Annotated in this window: 16 protein-coding genes and 4 pseudogenes; 18 read left to right on the top strand and 2 right to left on the bottom strand. The window is 55.0% G+C overall.

Going from position 1 to position 18,987, the window contains the following annotated elements; translation table 11 throughout:
* The 6 genes and pseudogenes from HGT1_RS17965 to HGT1_RS17940 form a co-directional block, all read left to right on the top strand.
* A partial coding sequence (locus tag HGT1_RS17965) for a transposase (protein WP_176251332.1) occupies positions 1–889 on the top strand: 889 nt, incomplete at its 5' end.
* Positions 890–891: 2 nt separating this feature from the next.
* A pseudogene (locus HGT1_RS17960) lies at positions 892–1,779 on the top strand (IS3 family transposase); the annotation flags it as partial.
* Between the two features lie 212 nt (positions 1,780–1,991).
* Positions 1,992–2,936 (top strand): polysaccharide deacetylase family protein, encoded by a 945-nt coding sequence (locus HGT1_RS17955; protein ID WP_176251331.1) that lies wholly within the window; start codon positions 1,992–1,994, stop codon positions 2,934–2,936.
* Positions 2,936–3,928, top strand: coding sequence for a GNAT family N-acetyltransferase (locus tag HGT1_RS17950; RefSeq protein WP_176251330.1), 993 nt, complete (start codon positions 2,936–2,938; stop codon positions 3,926–3,928). The genes HGT1_RS17955 and HGT1_RS17950 overlap by 1 nt, the downstream gene beginning before the upstream one ends.
* Before the next feature lie 62 nt (positions 3,929–3,990).
* Positions 3,991–5,106, top strand: coding sequence for a glycosyltransferase family 4 protein (locus tag HGT1_RS17945; RefSeq protein WP_176251329.1), 1,116 nt, complete (start codon positions 3,991–3,993; stop codon positions 5,104–5,106).
* Positions 5,107–5,119: 13 nt separating this feature from the next.
* Positions 5,120–5,890, top strand: coding sequence for a YdcF family protein (locus tag HGT1_RS17940; RefSeq protein ID WP_176251328.1), 771 nt, complete (start codon positions 5,120–5,122; stop codon positions 5,888–5,890).
* Between the two features lie 24 nt (positions 5,891–5,914).
* Here the strand turns inward: HGT1_RS17940 and HGT1_RS17935 are convergent, their stop codons facing one another.
* On the bottom strand, positions 5,915–6,427 hold the full coding sequence (locus tag HGT1_RS17935) for a transcription termination/antitermination protein NusG (RefSeq protein WP_176251327.1): 513 nt from the start codon (positions 6,425–6,427) through the stop codon (positions 5,915–5,917).
* Positions 6,428–6,847: 420 nt separating this feature from the next.
* Between HGT1_RS17935 and HGT1_RS17930 the strand changes: the two genes are divergently transcribed.
* From HGT1_RS17930 to HGT1_RS18485, 11 genes and pseudogenes are all read left to right on the top strand, one after another.
* Positions 6,848–7,216 (top strand): MarR family EPS-associated transcriptional regulator, encoded by a 369-nt coding sequence (locus HGT1_RS17930; RefSeq protein WP_176251326.1) that lies wholly within the window; start codon positions 6,848–6,850, stop codon positions 7,214–7,216.
* A gap of 40 nt (positions 7,217–7,256) precedes the next feature.
* Positions 7,257–8,561: a UDP-glucose/GDP-mannose dehydrogenase family protein gene (locus HGT1_RS17925; protein ID WP_176251325.1), complete on the top strand. Its 1,305-nt coding sequence runs from the start codon at positions 7,257–7,259 to the stop codon at positions 8,559–8,561.
* Positions 8,562–8,575: 14 nt separating this feature from the next.
* The gene (locus HGT1_RS17920) at positions 8,576–9,586 is read left to right on the top strand and encodes an NAD-dependent epimerase/dehydratase family protein (RefSeq protein ID WP_176251324.1); all 1,011 of its coding nucleotides are present in this window, start codon (positions 8,576–8,578) and stop codon (positions 9,584–9,586) included.
* Positions 9,586–10,857, top strand: coding sequence for a Vi polysaccharide biosynthesis UDP-N-acetylglucosamine C-6 dehydrogenase TviB (tviB, locus tag HGT1_RS17915; RefSeq protein WP_217902998.1), 1,272 nt, complete (start codon positions 9,586–9,588; stop codon positions 10,855–10,857). Before HGT1_RS17920 ends, tviB begins: the two co-directional genes overlap by 1 nt.
* A gap of 114 nt (positions 10,858–10,971) precedes the next feature.
* Positions 10,972–11,805: a bifunctional 2-polyprenyl-6-hydroxyphenol methylase/3-demethylubiquinol 3-O-methyltransferase UbiG gene (locus HGT1_RS17910; RefSeq protein WP_176251322.1), complete on the top strand. Its 834-nt coding sequence runs from the start codon at positions 10,972–10,974 to the stop codon at positions 11,803–11,805.
* Between the two features lies 1 nt (position 11,806).
* Positions 11,807–13,153 carry a polysaccharide biosynthesis C-terminal domain-containing protein gene (locus HGT1_RS17905; protein WP_176251321.1) on the top strand — a complete coding sequence of 449 codons (1,347 nt, stop codon included), beginning with the start codon at positions 11,807–11,809 and terminating at the stop codon, positions 13,151–13,153.
* Complete coding sequence (locus HGT1_RS17900; protein WP_176251320.1) at positions 13,150–13,845, top strand: hypothetical protein; 696 nt, start codon at positions 13,150–13,152, stop codon at positions 13,843–13,845. Before HGT1_RS17905 ends, HGT1_RS17900 begins: the two co-directional genes overlap by 4 nt.
* Positions 13,838–14,758: a glycosyltransferase family A protein gene (locus HGT1_RS17895; protein ID WP_176251319.1), complete on the top strand. Its 921-nt coding sequence runs from the start codon at positions 13,838–13,840 to the stop codon at positions 14,756–14,758. Before HGT1_RS17900 ends, HGT1_RS17895 begins: the two co-directional genes overlap by 8 nt.
* A gap of 200 nt (positions 14,759–14,958) precedes the next feature.
* Complete coding sequence (locus HGT1_RS17890) at positions 14,959–16,251, top strand: O-antigen ligase family protein (RefSeq protein ID WP_176251318.1); 1,293 nt, start codon at positions 14,959–14,961, stop codon at positions 16,249–16,251.
* Positions 16,252–16,285: 34 nt separating this feature from the next.
* Positions 16,286–17,482, top strand: coding sequence for a glycosyltransferase family 4 protein (locus HGT1_RS17885; RefSeq protein ID WP_176251317.1), 1,197 nt, complete (start codon positions 16,286–16,288; stop codon positions 17,480–17,482).
* Positions 17,483–17,727: 245 nt separating this feature from the next.
* Positions 17,728–17,865, top strand: a pseudogene (locus HGT1_RS18485) (IS110 family transposase); the annotation flags it as partial.
* Positions 17,866–17,929: 64 nt separating this feature from the next.
* Here HGT1_RS18485 and HGT1_RS17880 read toward each other — a convergent pair.
* A pseudogene (locus HGT1_RS17880) lies at positions 17,930–18,226 on the bottom strand (transposase); the annotation flags it as partial.
* Positions 18,227–18,363: 137 nt separating this feature from the next.
* On the opposite strand from HGT1_RS17880, the pseudogene HGT1_RS17875 reads away from it, so the two are divergent.
* Positions 18,364–18,636, top strand: a pseudogene (locus HGT1_RS17875) (integrase core domain-containing protein); the annotation flags it as partial.
* Positions 18,637–18,987: the final 351 nt, after the last annotated feature.

Here is an 18,987-nt window from a genome sequence, read left to right as displayed (position 1 = left end):
ACTGATGGAGATGAACCTGCAACTGCATCATGTTGTCTCTGACATCACGGGTATTACGGGGATGAAGATCATCCGTGCGATTGTCGCAGGCGAACGGGATTTGGACGTGTTAGCCGGGTATCGCGACGTGCGTTGCAAGGCTTCAACGCAGACAATCAAAGCCGCGCTCAATGGGAATAATCGCCCCGAACACATCTTCGGGCTGACCCAGTCGCTCGAACTCTATGACTTCTATCAGGCCAAGATGCTGGAATGTGATCGCCATCTTGAGGCGACGCTTGTGGCATTGGGCGCAGATACCGAACATGATCTCAGTCAACTGCCATGCCCGCGCACAAAGACCAAGCAAGTCAGTACGCCTTCGTTTGATGTACGGGCCGCGCTGTTCGGCGTTCTGGGTGTTGATCTGACGGAGATCCATGGGATGGGGCCGTCTCTGTCACTCAAATTGGTTGGCGAATGTGGCACTGACCTGCGCGCATGGCCAAGCGCCAAACACTTCACCTCGTGGCTCTGCTTGGCTCCGGGTAACAAGATATCTGGCGGTAAGGTGCTGTCATCACGGACAAGGCGATCTTCCAGTCGGGCTGCGGCCTTGTTGCGTTTGGCTGCGGTCACAATTGGGCGCAGCGATACCGCTCTGGGGGCTTTCTACCGGAGATTGGCGGCACGCGCAGGTAAAGCCAAAGCAGTCACGGCCACCGCGCGCAAGATTGCCGTTCTGTTCTACAACACCCTCCGACACGGCATGACACACAAAGACCCCGGTGCGTCCCATTATGAGGAACGATACCGCAATCGCGTACTTGGTAATCTCAGGCGCCGCGCAAAGTCTTTCGGGTATGATTTGCAAGAATTGCCACTGGAGGTCGACATCGCTGTTTCTTAGGAAGCCACCCAGTTCTTCGCGGGCCTAAAGCAATGAGATTTAGGTTTATCGAAGAACATAGGTCCGACTTTCCGGCCAGCCGACTTTGCAATGTTGTCGGTGTCAGCGCACGCGGTCTGCGCGCTTTCCGAAGCCGCCCCGCAAGCCGCAGACAGCGATCCGATCTCGTCACGCTGGCACATATCAAAGAACAATCTCGTCTCAGCTTGGGCAGCTACGGCAGGCCACGGATGACGGAAGAGCTGAATGAAATCGGCTTGGACGTCGGACATCGCCGGGTTGGCAGATTGATGCGCCAGAATGGTATATCCGTCGTCAGAACCCGTAAACACAAGGTCACCACAGACCGCGATCACAAGTTCAACATTGCGCCGAACCTGCTGGATCGTGACTTCACCGCCAACGCGCCGAACCAGAAACGGGCCGGTGACATCAGCTATGTTTGGACCCAAGAGGGTTGGCTTTATCTTGCGGTGATCCTGGACCTGCATTCACGCCGTGTCGTTGGCTGGGCGGTCAACAATCGGATGAAACGGGACTTGGCGATCCGTGCATTGAAAATGGCCATTGCGTTCAGAACACCGCCCAAAGGCTGCATGCACCACACAGATCGCGGGTCGCAATACTGTTCTCATGACTATCAGAAAATCCTGGGCCAGCACGGGTTCAAGGTATCGATGTCTGGCAAAGGTAATTGCTACGATAATGCGGCCGTTGAGACGTTCTTCAAGACGATCAAGGCAGAGCTGATCTCGCGGCATCCTTGGGAGACAAGACGGAAAGCTGAGATGGCGATCTTCGAATACATCAACGGCTTCTACAATCCACGCCGCCGCCACTCAGCACTCGGTTGGAAAAGCCCGGTCGCCTTCGAACGGAAAGTGGCTTAAACGAGCACTTGGAGCGGCACAAATACGCGACACGTCCAGCAGGGCTTCGTATAGCTCCGCCCCCTGATCATCCTAATGATCGCGGCAAAGGTAACTTCGAAGGGTGGATGTCTGCCGGTAAGTCTGGCAGAAACGGCGTACGGCCATGAACGCCTGAATTTGCAGTCTTCGTGCCGTCGGGCGATTGAAAATGTGACGGGAATAATATTCGAATGAATGGCCAGTTTGTTATTTCGCTGGATTTCGAGTTGCTTTGGGGCGTTTGCGATCATGCCGACCGGGACAGCTACGGCAAAAACGTTCTTGGCGCGCGGGATGCCGTACCAAAGATGCTTGAGCTTTTCGCCGAGAATGGAATTCGCGCAACATGGGCGACCGTTGGGTTTCTGTTTTGTGAAAGCAAGGAGGAGTTGCTGGCCTCTCTTCCCGGTGAACTGCCGACCTATTCGAACCCGCGTCTGTCGAACTTTTCCTACCTGGACGAAGTCGGGAAGGATGAACGCTCCGACCCCTATTATTTCGCGCCATCTTTGATCGCGGAGATCCACCAGACACCGGGCCAGGAAATCGGGACGCATACGTTGTCCCATTATTACTGCCTGGAAGATGGGCAATCACTTTCTGCCTTTGAGGCTGATATTGTAGCCGCCAAGAAGCTCGCTGACGCACGCGATATCGAATTGCGCTCGATCGTGTTCCCGCGCAACCAGTTCGCAGCGGAGCATCTGACAGTCTGCGCCAAGCATGGCATCAACCATTATCGCGGGAACCCCAGCCCTTGGGCATACCGGGCCGCGAAGGGTGCCGAGCAGACCGCGATGCGTCGGGCCCTCAGGTTGCTTGATGCGTATTCCGGGGTGCTGGGGTCACAAGCCTTCGAGGCTATTAGCGGGGAACCAACGGATGTTCCTGCAAGTCGTTTCCTGCGGCCCTGTTCCGGACGCTTGGCCGCGTTTCATCCATTGCATATTGCCACGATCAAGCGTGGCATGACGGCCGCCGCGCGGGCAGGCAAAGGCTATCATCTCTGGTGGCATCCGCATAACTTCGGACAAAACCTCGAAGTAAATCTCGACGGTCTCAGTCAGATCATCAGGCATTTTGCAACGCTGCGCGACCGCTTCGGCATGAAATCCATGGCGATGGGAGAGTTTTGATGACCGCTCCTGTCATTTCCATCGAGCCGCTGAGCAACGAGTTAATGGACGCATATCTGGCGTCAGGCATGGAGCGCGGAAAGGCAGGCCGTTTCGCGGTTGAGTGGGCATTTGGCAGTAACCCAGCTCCTTTTGCCGTCGCTCGAAATAATGGTCAGATCGTCGGGATTTCGGGGTACATTCAATCCCGCATGCAGTTTGGATCGGAAACCGGAGTTGCGTTCCAAGCCGTTGATTCCTTCGTATCAGAGAGCATGCGCGGCAAAGGTATCTTTACTCAACTGGCCCGGGCCTATGACACGCATGCCACCAGGTCAGGGGGTGACCTCGTCTGGGGTTTTCCAAATGACAATGCCGCACCGGCCTGGTTTGGCAAGCTTGGATGGCACAGCCACGGGCAGGTTCCTTTTTTGATCAAGCCACTACGTGCTGGTTTTTTCTGCCGCAAATTCCGACTGCCACTCGACTTCCCGCTGACCCGCGCGCGTGACCAGAACCTGTCTTCTATCGCCGAGATCGGTGAGTGGGGCGATGCACTTTGGGACTCCGTTGCACCAGCTATTAGTGTAGGCACAGTTCGGGACAGAGCATTTCTGAACCATCGTCTCTTCAATGGCCCACAAGCGGGGCAATATCGGGTCGTGGCTTCGCCCGATCAAGCTGAGCCGGCCATTGTTGCCACGCGGGAGGCAGAAAAGCACGGGGGTCGGATTGCCTATGTGATGGAGGCGTTGGGTGGATCATCTCTCGAGCCACTGGTGATGTCCGAACTGGGACGTCTTGCGTCGCGAGGTGTAGAGCTAGCGCTGGCTTGGTCGTTTCCATGGTCTCCGAACTATCGCACCTTGCGCAAGGCGGGTTTCATACCCTTGCCGGAACGTCTGCGCCCTATCCACATCTGGTTCGGCAGCACGCCCAAGACGGGCCTGGCTTCACACGCCAACCATGAGGGCCTGTGGTACCTGAGCTACCTCGACAGCGACACGGTGTGATTTTTGATTAAGTCTTCAATCTTGGCGGATGGCGTCCTTGCGCGCATCGGAAAGGCGGCCCCATGCATATTCTGATGACGGTGAACGCTGCCTGGAACATCTGGAATTTTCGGCGACCGTTGGTCGAAGCCCTGTCTGCTGATGGTCACCGGATTACGGTTCTGGCACCGCCCGATGACTCCGTGGCCGACCTCGAGCAGATCGGCTGCCGCTTTCGACCACTCGAGATGAGCGTTAAGGGCCTGAACCCGTTTGAAGACCTGAAGCTGCAGGGCAGGCTGAAGCGAATTTTTCGTGAGGAACAACCGGACGCCGTCCTGAGCTTCACGATCAAGAACAACATCTTCGGGGCGCGGGCTGCACGCGCGGCAGGTGCGCCCTTCGTTCCGAACGTCACGGGTCTCGGCACCGCTTTCCTATCGGGTGGGCTGTTGCAGACCATCGCCGAGCAGCTCTATCGACGCGCCTTTGGCAAATTGCCGATTGTCTTCTTTCAGAACGAAGATGATCGAGATCTGTTTCTTGGCCGCAAACTTGCGCGCGCGGATCAGGCCCGGTTACTGCCCGGCTCCGGCATCGATCTCCTTCGCTTTGCCCGGGTCGCGATACCGCCTGCGGACGCACCACCCGTATTCCTGATGATTGCCCGGCTCCTGCGTGACAAAGGCGTGATCGAATTCGTCGAGGCGGCGCGGCAGATCAAGGCGCGCCATCCGAATGCACGGTTCCAGCTACTTGGAGCTACCGGTTCGGAAAACCGCACCGCCATTGACACTGCGACCGTCGAGGCCTGGGTGGCCGAGGGGGTGGTCGAGTATCTCGGGACCACCAGTGACGTGCGCCCGGCGATAGCCGCAGCCTCCTGCGTCGTACTCCCCTCCTACCGGGAAGGTGCGCCACGCACGCTGATTGAGGCGGCGGCCATGGCGCGGCCGCTGATTGCCACCGACGTGCCGGGATGCCGCGCGGTGGTCGACACGGGCGTCTCTGGCTTTCTGTGCGAGGTTCGGAATGCCGACAGCCTGGCCATGGCGATGGAGCGGTTCCTTGCACTCTCCCCCGATGCCCGCGCTGCCATGGGGCAAGCCGGACGCGCAAAGATGGAGCGCGAGTTCGATCAGGCCCTGGTCGTGGCTGCCTATCGGGAAGCGCTCATGGCCCTCACTGGCAACCGGTAGAGATAGAGCAGCAATGGACACCGTTTTTTTCATTGCGTCCAAGCTGGTTGGCGCGCTCCTACGCCCGGACACCTGGATCGTCATCGCATTAGCGGGCACCGTGCTTGCGCTGTTCCTGCAACGCACGCGTATCGCACTTTGGATTAGCAGCATTACGCTGGGCTTGTTGGTTGCCCTGAGCGCCCTGCCCCTCGGCAACCTTCTGCTTCAGCCCATTGAGCTGCGCTATCCGGCCAACCCAAGTCTTGACCTTGTCGATGGTATCATCGTGCTTGGCGGTGGCGAGGACGCCCGTGCCAGCGCCTATTGGGGCCAGGTGCAGCTCAAAGAGGGTGCCGAGCGTTTCACGGCCGCGATGGAACTCGCGAGGCGCTTTCCCGAGGCAAAGGTCCTCTTCACGGGCGGCAGCGGGGCTCTGCGCGATGTGGCTGGCGCTGACACTTCGGAGGCCTCCATTGCCGAGCGTTTCTTTCTCGAGCAGGGCATTGCGCCTGAACGCCTCCAGCTCGAGGGTCAATCGCGCAATACGGCCGAAAACGCCCGTCTCAGCCGGACACTCGCCGACCCCGCCCCGACAGAAATCTGGGTTCTGGTTACCAGCGCTTTTCACATGCCGCGCGCCATGCGCAGCTTTGGCTCTGCTCGCTGGGATGGCCTTGTGGCATGGCCGGTCGATTATCGCACGTCAGGGTTTGGCGACGGCATCGGCTGGGATCTGACGGGAAACCTCTCTGTCCTGCAAACCGCAATCCGCGAGCATGTTGGACAGCTTGCGTATAGATAAACCGGAAGATGAATGAGCGTGCCGCTATACTGCGCGCAACTGGTCGGTCTGAACGGCAACGCGGGTCTGCCCACCCATGATGTCCATCAGCACCCAGACGCGCCGGTCCGGCGTCACGGACTCGATTGTGGCAATCACATCCGAAAACGGTCCCTTGGTCATGGTCACCTCGTCGCCGGGCTTGAAAAGCTTGGGAGGCTGCAGCTTTCCCTCCTGATCGCAGCGCAGCATCAGCTGGCTGACCAGATCAGGCGGGACGGGCGACGGCTCTTTGCCAAGGCTGACAATCCGCGTGATGCCATAGGTGGAATTGACCGCGCGCCAGCGCCCCTGCAGCATATCGAGGGCCACAAACAGATAGCCGGGGAACAGCGGGCGCTTCTGAACAGTGAACTTGCCCCGGACGCGCGTGGTTTCTTCATGAAGCGGCAGAAATGTTCTGAACCCCTGCCGGACCAGATTGCGTTCTGCTATTTTGTGGCTGTTGGGTTTGAACTGCGCAAGAAACCAAGTCGTTCCGCTGTCGTGATAGCTCATTCAGGCCTCCTCGCTCAATTTTGAGCGGATGCTGCCTGCAAATTCATCCGCGTTCAACCCCGAACTTCCTGCGACTGTGAGAGCCCCCGCTACGCAATGCCCGCTTGTCTCAGAAACCCGTTGAAAGCATAAGGCAAAAGCTATGAGAATGTGTCGATACCAATTGTGCCCCATCCGTGCTATGTAGGTCCCGCGCCTGCGCGAGGCGACCTGGTTAATACAGGCCGTTGTTGAACAAGCTGGTAGTCATAGAAAAACCTATCATTTGAACAATCCGGGCTTTTCGCGGATGCAGCATTGTGCTACCGCTCAAAGCTGAACGATGATGCCTAGACTAAAACAACGCATTCGAAACAGAGAAAACCCGAGAAGTGCCAAGGGCACATCTTGTGCGGCAGCCTGCGAAAAGGACTCCTCCTAATGGCCGGACAGCGCAGTAAAGCGCAAGAGGACGTGCGTTTCCGCGTCATGCGCCTCCTTCAGGAAAACCCCGAAATGTCACAGCGTGATATCGCGACTGCGGTCGGAATTAGCGTTGGTGGCGTGCATTACTGCCTGAACGCGCTAATCGACAAAGGCTTGGTCAAGTTGGGGAACTTCTCGGCCGCACAGGACAAAAGGCGCTACGCTTACATCCTGACGCCAAAGGGGCTGTCAGAAAAAGCGGCGCTCACCTCACGGTTTCTCAAGCGCAAGATGGAAGAATACGAGGCGCTCAAAGAAGAAATTGATGCGCTGCAGAACGAAATGGGACCGGAAGCCAAAATGGCGCACCGTCCACGTAAGTAAGTTTCATGCAAATCCAATTTGAAACAAAGGCCCTCTATCAATGAAGATTGCAATGATTGGCACGGGATACGTCGGGCTTGTTTCCGGCGTGTGCTTTTCTGACTTTGGTCATGAAGTCACATGCGTGGACACCTCAGCTGAAAAAATAGCCAAGCTGAACTCCGGAGAGGTTCCGATCTACGAGCCCGGTCTCGATATTGTCATGGCGCGCAACGTTGCTGCGGGGCACCTACGGTTTTCCACGGAAACAGCCGCTGCTGTGGACGGTGCCCATGCGGTGTTCATCGCAGTTGGCACACCGACACGGCGTGGGGACGGACATGCTGATTTAACCTATGTAATGGCTGCTGCAGAAGAGGTCGCCGGCGCTCTGACCGGATATGCCGTGGTTGTGACCAAATCAACGGTTCCGGTCGGCACCAATCGGCGTGTGGCCGATGTGATCCTGCAAACGCGTCCAGACGCCGATTTTGACGTGGCCTCCAACCCCGAATTCCTGCGTGAAGGTGCCGCAATAGAGGATTTCATGAAACCTGACCGCGTCGTTGTCGGTGTCGAGACCGATCGCGCCAAACAGGTCATGGGAGAGATCTACCGGCCGCTGTTCTTGAGGGATTTTCCGATCATCTACACCGATTTGGAAAGCGCTGAGTTGATCAAATACGCGGCCAATGCATTTCTTGCGACAAAGATAAGTTTCATCAACGAGATCGCAGCACTCTGTGAGCGCGTGGGCGCTGACGTGAAGTCTGTTTCCAAGGGCATGGGGATGGACGGACGCATCGGAGACAAATTTCTGCACGCCGGTCCGGGTTACGGTGGATCGTGCTTTCCAAAAGACACGTCTGCACTTGCACGCATAGGTCAAGAGCACGGGATGCCGATGCGTATCACAGAGACGGTCATCTTGGTGAATGATGCCGTCAAGCGGCGCATGCTCGATAAGGTGATGGAGCTATGTGACGGCACCGTGAATGGAAAGCAGATCCTTGTTCTCGGTGTGACCTTCAAGCCAAACACAGACGACATGCGTGATGCGCCAGCACTCACAATCGTGCCTGCGCTTGTCGGGGCTGGCGCAAAGGTCCGCATTGTCGACCCGCAAGGCAAACGCGAAGGCGAAGCTTTGCTACCTGGTGCATCCTGGCACGAGGATCCCTATGAGGCCGCTATCGATGCTGAGGCGATAATCATTTTGACTGAATGGAATGAATTTCGGGCGCTGGATCTCAGCCGCTTGGCAGGCGCAATGACGTCACCGAAAATGGCGGATTTGCGCAACATCTACGACAAAGCCGATGCAGTCGCGGCAGGGTTTACCGCCTACGCGAGTGTTGGGCGATGAAAGAAAGTAATAATATGCAACGCGTTCTAATCACAGGCACCGCCGGGTTTATCGGTTTCCATCTTGCCAAAATGCTGCTTGCCGAAGGGTTCATCATTCACGGCTTTGACGGGATGACGGATTACTATGATGTTGCCTTGAAGCAGAGGCGTCACCAGATGCTGCTGCAAAACCCGAACTTCGCAGCGACCGAAGGGATGCTTGAGGATCAGGCACTGTTCGACCGAGTCGCAGATGAATTCGCGCCCGACGTGATCGTCCATCTCGCCGCCCAAGCGGGCGTGCGCTACAGCCTTGAGAACCCGCGCGCTTATCTCGACAGCAACGTCATCGGGACATTCAACGTGATGGAGGCCGCGCGGCGCCTTAAGGTCCAGCATCTGATGATGGCATCCACCTCATCGGTATATGGCGCGAACGAAGAAATGCCATTCATCGAGACTGAGAAAGCTGACACGCAGCTGACGATTTATGCTGCGACCAAGAAAGCCACTGAGAGCATGGCTCATGCCTACGCACATCTCTACGATCTCCCGACCACGATGTTCCGGTTTTTTACCGTCTATGGACCCTGGGGCCGGCCGGATCTGGCACTTTATAAGTTCGTTGATGCAATGCTCGATGGGCGGCCGATCGACATTTACAACAATGGCGACATGTACCGTGACTTTACCTATGTCGATGATCTCGTCCGCGCGATCCGCTTGTTGATTGATGCAGTGCCGGTGCGTCCTGCAGATGGCGTCGTGCCGGAAGGCGATAGCCTGTCACCTGTTGCACCCTACCGCGTGGTGAACATCGGCAATTCCGACAAGGTGCGCCTGCTGGATTTCGTAGACGCTATCGAGGACTGCCTCGGGCAGAAAGCTGAGCGGAATTATATGGGTATGCAAACCGGCGATGTGCCCGCGACCTGGGCCAATGCCGATCTGTTGAAAACACTGACCGGCTATCGCCCCCAGACGGATTTCCGAGATGGTATTGCACGGTTTGTCGAATGGTACAGGGAATACTCGGGGAAATGATGTTGGATACTCAGAAAATTGCCGTCATCGGCCTTGGCTATGTTGGCCTTCCACTCGCGGTGGAATTTGGCAAGATCCGACCTGTGATCGGCTTTGACATAGACCAAACCCGCATTGATGCGCTGCGCGATGGCCGCGACAGCACACTGGAAGTCTCCGGGGACGAACTTCGTAAGTCGGTGCATTTGTCGTTCACAACCGACCCGGCTGATTTGGCGGAAGCGAACATCTACATCGTCACGGTTCCCACGCCCATTGACGCACACAAGCGCCCAGATCTGACGCCGCTGATTAAGGCCTCTGAAACCTTGGGCAAGGTTCTGAAGCGCGGCGATATCGTGATCTACGAATCCACCGTCTATCCCGGTGCCACAGAAGAAGACTGTGTGCCGGTGCTGGAGCGCGTCTCGGGTTTGACCTTCAACAAGGACTTCTTTGCTGGGTATTCCCCCGAACGGATTAATCCTGGCGACAAGACCCACCGTCTGCCGGATATTCGCAAGGTAACCTCTGGGTCGACCCCCGAGATCGCCGAAGAGGTGGATCAGCTTTACGCGAGCATCATCATCGCCGGCACCTACAAGGCCGAGAGCATCCGTGTGGCCGAGGCGGCCAAGGTGATCGAGAACACGCAGCGCGACTTGAACATCGCGCTGGTCAACGAACTAGCAATCATCTTCAACAAGATGGGAATCGATACCGAATCCGTGCTGAAAGCTGCAGGCACCAAGTGGAACTTCCTACCATTTCGTCCAGGCCTTGTCGGCGGCCACTGCATCGGAGTTGATCCCTATTACCTGACCCACAAGGCCGAGGCCATGGGGTATCATCCTCAGGTGATCCTAGCCGGTCGCCGCATCAATGACGGAATGGGGGCCTATGTGGCCAGCCAGTTGATCAAGGCAATGCTGAAACGCCGTCTTCAGGTAGATGGTGCGCGCGTGCTGATTCTGGGGCTGACTTTCAAAGAAAACTGCCCGGATCTGCGCAACACCCGAGTTGTCGATGTGGTGGCCGAGTTGCGCGATTATGGTGTTCAAGTCGACGTGCATGACCCATGGGTGGAGCCGGCAGCGGCCCAACATGAATACGGGATTGCGTTGCTTGAAACGCCACAGTTCGATGCATATGACGGCGTGGTATTGGCCGTGGCGCACGACAGCTATCGTGAGGCCGGGGCGGCCGTGCTACGCAGCTATGGACGCGCCAGTCATGTATTCTTCGATCTGAAAAGTGTGCTTTCCAGCGATGAAAGTGATTTGAGATTGTGATGTCAAATGGCTGCTGTTTGAAATAATTGACTGGCCGGCTGATCGCGATGGTTGTTGGTCTAGCCACCTAGAAAAAATACTAGGATTGTAGCCATACCGTTTAAAAGACTAGGGATGAATATGCAAAGTTATAAGATGCGAAGTTACAAGCTTGTTGAGCCGCCACAGGGCGAAGGCTGGGATGAAGTACAAGAGTATCTCGTCGGGCTGTTCTCCGATGCTTGGGCTGGGAACTATATAAAGAACCACTTCGCCCGCTGTGTAGACGATGCACGTCGTATCCACGACTTGCTTGGGGCGGGAGGGAGCGTGCTAAATATCGGTGGCGCACCGTACATTTTCGAAGTAGCGGCGCAGCGACTGGGACTTTCTACTGTCTCGGTCGATCTTGATCCCCAACGTCACAAAGATGTGGTAAATTCATTATCGGGCGAAGTAATCGCTGGAAATATAGAAGATGAAAAATTCCGGCGTGGGTTGTCCTTGCATGGTTATGGGGCCATCTGCCTGTGCGAAGTTTTCGAGCATATGCGGCATGATATTTTGTCACTGCTAGGCGACTTAAATACGGCAATGGAACCGGGGACAATTCTGTATCTTACAACGCCCAACTACTATTTCGCGCCTCGTTTTTTGTCCATGCTGCTCCAGCGCCGCAGCGGCCCCTCGCCAGTCAAGGAGTGGAGCAAGCTGATCGATATTGGCCACATGGGACATGTTCGTGAGTACTCGCTAGTGGAGATTGAAGAACTTATCCATCATGCCGGTTTCAAAATCGACGAAATCCATGTTCGCAACCGATATGGGAGCCGGTCCCGACCGCTGCTGAAGCGTTTAGCGTCTTGGGCGTTACACCGAATGCCACTATTCGGGCAAGAGTTTGTCGTGATCGCTCGGGCAGCTGGAGGCGATGCACCGTCATCGTCTTCCCCCAGTACGAAGTCTTAAGATGGGCACAGTTACGGCGCACCGGGATCCGGATGGCGCAAATGGCGGTTCGTTTCGCCACGAAATACTCCGGGGAGGAGCGGGAAGCATTGCTGTGCGAACAATATCGGCCAGCGTCGGTTTCGCCGTGGCGGTGGTGTTGTCGCGTTGGCTTGGGGTGGGCGGGTTCGGAAGCTATTCCTTTGCGCTTGCCATTCTGTCGATTGTTGCCATTCCGGTGCAGGTAGGGCTGCCTCAGCTGGTGGTGCGGGAAACTGCCAAGGCGCATGCGCTAGGTGACTGGGCGATGATACGGGGCCTATGGGGCTGGGCAAACCGCAGAGTGCTCATGTTCTCCGGATTGGCTTTGGTTGGGGTGACAGCTGCGATCTTCAGCCTGGGATTGGAGGGGCGAGGCGAGGTTATCCTAATAGGAATTGGACTGATTCCAGTGATAGCGTTGTCCAACCTGCGCTCGGCGAGTCTGCGTGGCTTGCGCAATGTTGTGGTAGGACAACTCCCCGAAACGGTGGTGCGCCCGCTGGCCATGCTGGTGCTTATTGGTTCGGCCATCCTAGTTTTTCCGGCCTCAACGATCGACGCTCGCGTTGCGATGCTTTGCTTTTTTACGGCCTCAGTTGTGTCGCTCTCCGTAGGTGCGGCAATGTTGCACGCTGTTCGCCCATTGGAACTGCGTGCTGCAACTGACCTGCGCACAGAGCCCGAAGCCTGGCGCCGCGCTGTGATGCCGCTCGCGCTGATAACCGGTCTCCAATTAGTGAACAATCAGGCAGACATCATTATACTGGGTCTGTTCCACAATGACGAAGAGGTGGGAATATACCGCGCCTGTTTTCAGCTTGCTCTGCTTGTAATCTTTGGCCTTCAGTCAATAACGCAAGTCCTTCAGCCGCATTTTGCGCGACTGTACGCTCTGGGCGAAATCGACCGTCTGCAGCGGTTAGTAACCTTGGCTTCAAGAAGCGTTACGGCGCTTGCTGTCGTACCGATCGTGGTTCTGGTGTTGTGGCCTTCATCTTTGCTGCGCACTACCTTCGGTATTGAATTTGAGTCAGGTGGCCAAGTCCTTATTATATTAGCTTTGGCGCAGCTCGTAAATGCAAGCTTCGGATCGGTTGGAATGTTATTAAACATGACGGGACACGAACGGGACACACTCAAGGGGCTGGCTGTCGCGGCCGCACTGAACATAATTCTAAACTTCGTTGCAGTGCCGCTCTACGGCGGAATCGGTGCTGCCGCCGCAACAGCACTTTCCATGACAGTTTGGAACATTCTGCTATGGCATTCCGTTTGGAAACGCCTAGGGCTAGATGCCAGTGCGCTAGGTCTGAGGAAGCGGAAATGAAACTTGACCTACTCATCACCGGCTGTGGGCGGTCGGGTACGCAATATCTTACCGAGGTCCTTGCTGCCGCTGGCATTAGGACGTCACACGAGAAAAGATTCACAGTATTTGGCCCGGAGAACGTAGAAGGGCCGCAGTGTGAAGCATCATGGTATGCCGCTCCCTTTCTTTCGCACTTGTCGCCTAAAACGCGCATTTTGCATCTAGTACGAGACCCGGCAGCCGTGGTGAAATCATTTCATAGGATTGGTCTTTGCGCGCCGAAAATCCGCCATCATGTGACTGCCGGACAGCCACTGGCCGAAGTGTTGGCAAGGACAACGCTAAAGCCGCTCAGGCTGCTCGAACGTATACGCTATGTTCATGCTCATCGTGACTTGTTGGAGAGGGCCACGACCTGCCTTGAGCCCGCGCAGGAGGTTGACCGGCTATGGCAGTATTGGGGGCAGTGGAACGGTATTGTTGAGGACTTCCTTTTGAGAGCACCGAACCCGCACCTGAGGTTACGGCTTGAGGAATTAGACGAAAAGCTCCCCGAACTCGCAGCATTTCTAGAAGTTGACCTAATGCTGCAAGCGCGCCCTGCTGCCAACACCAAGCCATTTTATCGAAGACGTCCAATCGCTTGGACGCCAATACCGCATGCGGTGCGCGCACGAGCTGAACGCTATGGATACATTCCCCATGTCTAACTTTTTTTCTGATCCGCTCAATGGCTCTGTCTCCGTCGTCATCCCGACCTACAAGCGCCACGACGAGGTCATTCAAGCAATTCGCTCGGCGTTGGCGCAGACGCTAGCGCCAATGGAGGTGCTTGTCGTCAATGACGGCCCCGATCTTGAAAAGGGCCGGTTGATCGCCGCGCTTGGAGATGAGCGCGTGTATTTCCACGAGGCACCGCGGCGTGGGAATGCCTCGGCCACACGCAACTTTGGCATTCATCAAGCCAAAGGTAACTGGATCGCACTGCTCGACGACGATGACATCTGGTTGCCTCACAAGCTCGAGGTACAATTCGCCGCACTTGAACGGGTTGCCGTTTCAAGCGCGATACTTGCCGGACGCGAGGCGGTCTACCACAACGGCCGCCATTTGTATGATCGACCTCGAAAACCTGTGCCCCTGATACCAGTCGATCAGCTTCTATTTTGTGGCTTCGCGGGCGTGAACACCTCAACTTTGGTTGCTCCTACAACCGTGTTCAAACAATACCTGTTCAATGAAGAGTTCGAGGTTCAAGAAGATATGAGCTGGATGCTACACGCGGGTCATCAGCTACCTGTGATTGTCGCCGACGAGATCGTCGCCGTGCGTCATATGCATCCAGGCGAGGGATTAAGTCGTTCGGGAGGGGCAGATTTCAGTCGCACATGGTATGAGTCGCACTATCATCTAATGAGTCAGCAAGCCCGCGCCGGCTTCGTTTCCGAGTTGCTTTGCAAGCAAGCCGCGTATGACCGCAATTTTTACATGCTGCCATGGATGGTGGCGGAGCTGCGAAGGCAGAATCGCCTAACGCTTAGTGCCATCGTGCGAATGATACGGCCTTGGGTCATACCCCATCGTGTCCGCACTTTGATTCGGCGGATACTCAGCCGCAACTGAGCGATGTATCATTAATTTTGATCTCCACTGCCTCCCGACACGAATACTTTGAACAAAATTGGTGCGCCTGGCACCTAAATAGCAACATCCTCAACCAGCCGTCGGCAGCGAGACACTCTTATGAAAATAAAAGAATGGCCAAAACTCAGACTAGACATTTACACGAAATCGCCATTCTGCTTGACGGGATTTAAAATCGCGTGACACAGCGTTTACTGATATATGTTTTGGCCGGTGGCGTCGTAATGTCTGCAATCCTCGTTTTGCCGTTGCTTCCGGGTGGTGCAGGCAACCTAGTCATTGCAGATCTCTTTTTTATCTTTGCGACCTTGATGTTTGCCATACGGGCAATTTCTCGACCGGTATTCTTGGGGCAACCGGCAAAACGCATTTCCATTTTTCTTGCTATTTTTCTGATCCATGCTTTTATCAGCCATATTAATTCCCAAATAGCGCTTCCACCGAATCCAGTCGCTATTATAGTTCCTCTTAACTATATTTACGGTGCCGTCATATCATTTGTTATTTTGGTCACTGTTCAAAATGATGATGACTTATTATTATTGCTCAAGGCTTGGATGCTGGGTGGTCTAATTATTTCTGTTGTGTCTACACTAGCAATCCTTGGTATGGCCCCATCATGGGCTTATCACTCTACTCGAATTTCCTCGACAATGAATAGCGTAAATCAGGTGCCATCCTATGTTGGGCCAGCGATGTTGGTAATGGTGTTTTTACCTTACGTGCAAGAGGGGCGTTTCTGGAAATTTTTCGCCTTTGGGTCGCTTCCAATCACGATGATCGCTATGATCGCAACCGGAAGCAGGACACCTGTTATAATGATCGTAGTGATCTTCGGACTCGCAGTAGGGCGCGCTATTTTGCGTTTTAATTCAAAGCCACTCATGAACTCTGGAGTTATTTTATTTGCCGGAGTGATGATTTTTGTACTAGTTGATACTCTTCTTGCAGTCTTGCAAAATGCAGCCGGCTTTCTTCCAGAAGGGCTAACAAGTCCTTTGCGTCGAATGATCCGCTCATTTTTAAACATGATGCAACATGAAGATACAATTGGTGCATTAGGTCCACGCGGAGAGCAAATTGCCATTGTTATTGATAATTGGGCCGACAGAATTTTTCTCGGTATTGGGCCGGGAAATTTTGAGCATGTTACAGGTAATCGAAATGAAGTTCATAATACCTATTTTGGACTTCTTATGGAGCATGGTGCTTTTGGTTTGCTCCTGTTCCTACTATTTATAGCTATCCTTATTTTCCAAGTTCTTAAGTTCAGGGGAGGAGCCGGTCAACATCGGATGATTGGAAATCTGGTAGTGTTTGTATTACTGATCATCCTGCTGTATTCAGCTTCGTCCTTTGGATTGCGCCAGCGTACATTCTGGATTGCGATAGGCCTTTGTTTGGCACATCTAAAGATCTCAATGCTTGTTTTAAAATGGTCTCGCCTGAGACAAAACAACTTAGTCGAATGATCTTCTTTTGGCGACATCTCTTCAAAGGTCTAATATGAAAACCATCTTCGCCCACGACCATCGTTTCATCAAAGCTGAAGATAAAGTATGGTCTGAAAACCAGTTTGAATCCGCTCTTTGGACGCGTTACCTTGCTCATTTCGATGCTCTCACGGTGGTGGCTCGACACGGAACTTTGCCACCCGGAAAAACGGTTGAGCAGCTGGAGAAATCATCTACACTCAATGTGGATTTCGAATTTTTTCCCAACCTTTCCAACGTAATGGGCTTGACGCTAGCGCGGCCAGCGGCGATGCGACGTATGCAGGCTCTGGTAGCTGACCATGACGCGGTGATCGCCCGTCTGCCAAGCGAGATCGGCTATCTCGCCATCGCCGCCGCCCGTGCAGCGGGTAAGCCTTGGGCCGTTGAAGTGGTTGGCTGTCCTTGGGACGGAATGTGGTACCACGGGGGCCTTGCCGCGCGCTTATATGCTCCGGCCGCATGGATAAGGTTGCGTCAGGCACTGCGCCATGCTGATAACGCAATCTATGTAACCCGCGATTTCCTTCAGCGACGGTACCCAACACGGGCACAGAATTCCACCGTAGCGTCGAATGTAGTGCTGAAAGATTTGGCACCAGACATCCTTGGGGCCCGGCTGGCCCGGATCGCCACCACGCCAAATCGAGAATTGCGTTTAGGTTTGATAGGCACTCTGAGGAATCGTTACAAGGGCATCCAAACAGTGCTCGCGGCACTGGCGCGAACGCGGGCCGAACTGCCGCCGCTCTCGCTTCACATTCTGGGCGGCGGCGACCCCGCACCTTGGCGACAAGAGTCTGAGCGTCTAGGCATCGCCGATATAGTCCACTTCGAAGGTACGCTACCTGCTGGTGATCCGGTGATGCACTGGTTAGACGAAATTGACATTTATCTGCAACCATCGTTTCAGGAAGGGTTGCCACGCGCGTTGATCGAAGCAATGAGCCGCGGCTGTCCGGTGCTTGCCTCGACCGCCGCGGGCATCCCTGAGCTTCTGCCGGAGGAAGATTTAATACGACCGGGCGACGCTCGCGCGCTGGCCGCGCTGTTGCTAAGCCGGATTGCTGACAGTCACTGGATGGTAGACCGAGCACACCACAATTGGCACGAGGCGCATTCCTACCGCACCGAGGTTTTGGATGCACGCCGCGCCCTATTCTGGGAAGCGTTTCGCTCTGATGCAGCCTCCCGCCGACGAAATAGGTAATTAGAATTTATGGCTCCTTCGCGTTCCAGATGGATCAACGGAAAGTGTGAACGACTTTGAAACGGAGTTTTTTGAGTTTAGACTGGTTTTGAGAGTGTCCGATCTTATTCTTTTAGCCGGGGCGCATTCGAGAATACCATCGCCAGCGTCGACAAGCTGCTGAAGAAGCTTTCTGGTCGGAGGCACGTGTCGATCTGCTATGAGGCAGGACCGACGGGGTTCGGGCGTTCGGATGTGCATGCTGTGTGGTCGCGCCCTCTTTAGTTCCAGTTCGCGCCGGCGACTGGATCAAGACGGATCGACGGAATGCCATAGGTCTGGCTCGCCTGCTGCGCGCCGGGGAGCTGACGCCTGTCTGGGTGCCGGATGAAACGCACGAGGCAATGCGTGATCTTGTCCGCACCCGTAAAAGTGCGGCAGAGGACCAGCGGCACAAACGCCGGCTCGTTTCCGCGTACGCGTCAAAGCCACTGAGGACACCAGGGTCACCTCAAAGCCTACGGTTGCCAGATGGTAAGCCAAGGCGCGGTGATAATTGCCGGTCGCCTCAAATGCTATACGAACAGGGCGTCAATAGTCCTTCAACGCGGTGACGAGGCGGTTAAAGTCGTCCAGTTGGTTGAGGACGGTTAAGCGGCGGCGGCGATTCTTATCAGGGACAGCAATCAAAACTTCATGCTGGGATTTAGAGATGTCGATGGCCATCAAAACAGGGGTATCTTGTGTAATAGTAATCTTGGTCATAGTCGGTCTCCTTCTCGGTGTGGTTTGTGCAAAACCACTGTAGGGACCTGAGACCCGGCTGTGACCACCTGCTGCGCAATTTTGTGGCTGCGCAGATAGTCATAGCCTCTCAATCAATGTCATTCCTAAGGTGTTATGGGCCCGAATATGTCAGTGGCAAACTCATGGAATGGGCGGAGAAACAAGTCGTTAGGCTCGATTACATCCAACCCCAAAAGCCCAAACAAAACGCCTATATCTAACGCTATAACCGCACGGTACGGAGCGAATGGCTCAGCCCATACATCTTTGAAACCATAGAGGAGGCACAGGATCAAGCAACACAATGTCTGTGGACTTATAACAACGAGCGACCCAACATGGGTATCGGCGACATCACACCCGCCATCAAACTGAAAACAGCCGCGTGAATTCTACGGCTGAGCCCCATTAAAATTGGGGGGATTAGCAAAGGGCTAGGAGCCGTTGAATTTCATCCTAAGTGAATGCGATTTGCGGTGGCGGAGGCTTTGAAGCTCACGTCTGTTTTGCCAGGTGGCATGGCTATTCCTCTGTTAACCTTCATTTTCCGAAGCAGTTTTTGATTGGGTGCTGCCATTTCTGACATGAACAGCCCCACTTGAGAAACGATCGTCCCATCAGGAAATAGGCACCGGGAGACCAAGCTGGCGAGCAAAAGCCGTCAGGAAACGATCATAATGCCTGTCAGAAGATCGTCTGCATCCCGACCTCATCCTCTTAGAGCCCGATTCAAAATGGGA

It is taken from the genome of Sulfitobacter sp. HGT1 (assembly GCF_013282155.1).
Lineage (GTDB): Bacteria > Pseudomonadota > Alphaproteobacteria > Rhodobacterales > Rhodobacteraceae > Sulfitobacter.
The sequence above is the reverse complement of the archived record's forward strand: the minus strand, read 5'-3'. Positions and strand labels throughout refer to the sequence as shown.

Coding starts and splice junctions, on each gene's coding strand:
- HGT1_RS17955 (WP_176251331.1), top strand. CDS start 1,992: ATGAATGGCCAGTTTGTTATTTCGCTGGATTTCGAGTTGCTTTGGGGC.
- HGT1_RS17950 (WP_176251330.1), top strand. CDS start 2,936: ATGACCGCTCCTGTCATTTCCATCGAGCCGCTGAGCAACGAGTTAATG.
- HGT1_RS17945 (WP_176251329.1), top strand. CDS start 3,991: ATGCATATTCTGATGACGGTGAACGCTGCCTGGAACATCTGGAATTTT.
- HGT1_RS17940 (WP_176251328.1), top strand. CDS start 5,120: ATGGACACCGTTTTTTTCATTGCGTCCAAGCTGGTTGGCGCGCTCCTA.
- HGT1_RS17935 (WP_176251327.1), bottom strand. CDS start 6,427: ATGAGCTATCACGACAGCGGAACGACTTGGTTTCTTGCGCAGTTCAAA.
- HGT1_RS17930 (WP_176251326.1), top strand. CDS start 6,848: ATGGCCGGACAGCGCAGTAAAGCGCAAGAGGACGTGCGTTTCCGCGTC.
- HGT1_RS17925 (WP_176251325.1), top strand. CDS start 7,257: ATGAAGATTGCAATGATTGGCACGGGATACGTCGGGCTTGTTTCCGGC.
- HGT1_RS17920 (WP_176251324.1), top strand. CDS start 8,576: ATGCAACGCGTTCTAATCACAGGCACCGCCGGGTTTATCGGTTTCCAT.
- tviB (WP_217902998.1), top strand. CDS start 9,586: ATGTTGGATACTCAGAAAATTGCCGTCATCGGCCTTGGCTATGTTGGC.
- HGT1_RS17910 (WP_176251322.1), top strand. CDS start 10,972: ATGAATATGCAAAGTTATAAGATGCGAAGTTACAAGCTTGTTGAGCCG.
- HGT1_RS17905 (WP_176251321.1), top strand. CDS start 11,807: ATGGGCACAGTTACGGCGCACCGGGATCCGGATGGCGCAAATGGCGGT.
- HGT1_RS17900 (WP_176251320.1), top strand. CDS start 13,150: ATGAAACTTGACCTACTCATCACCGGCTGTGGGCGGTCGGGTACGCAA.
- HGT1_RS17895 (WP_176251319.1), top strand. CDS start 13,838: ATGTCTAACTTTTTTTCTGATCCGCTCAATGGCTCTGTCTCCGTCGTC.
- HGT1_RS17885 (WP_176251317.1), top strand. CDS start 16,286: ATGAAAACCATCTTCGCCCACGACCATCGTTTCATCAAAGCTGAAGAT.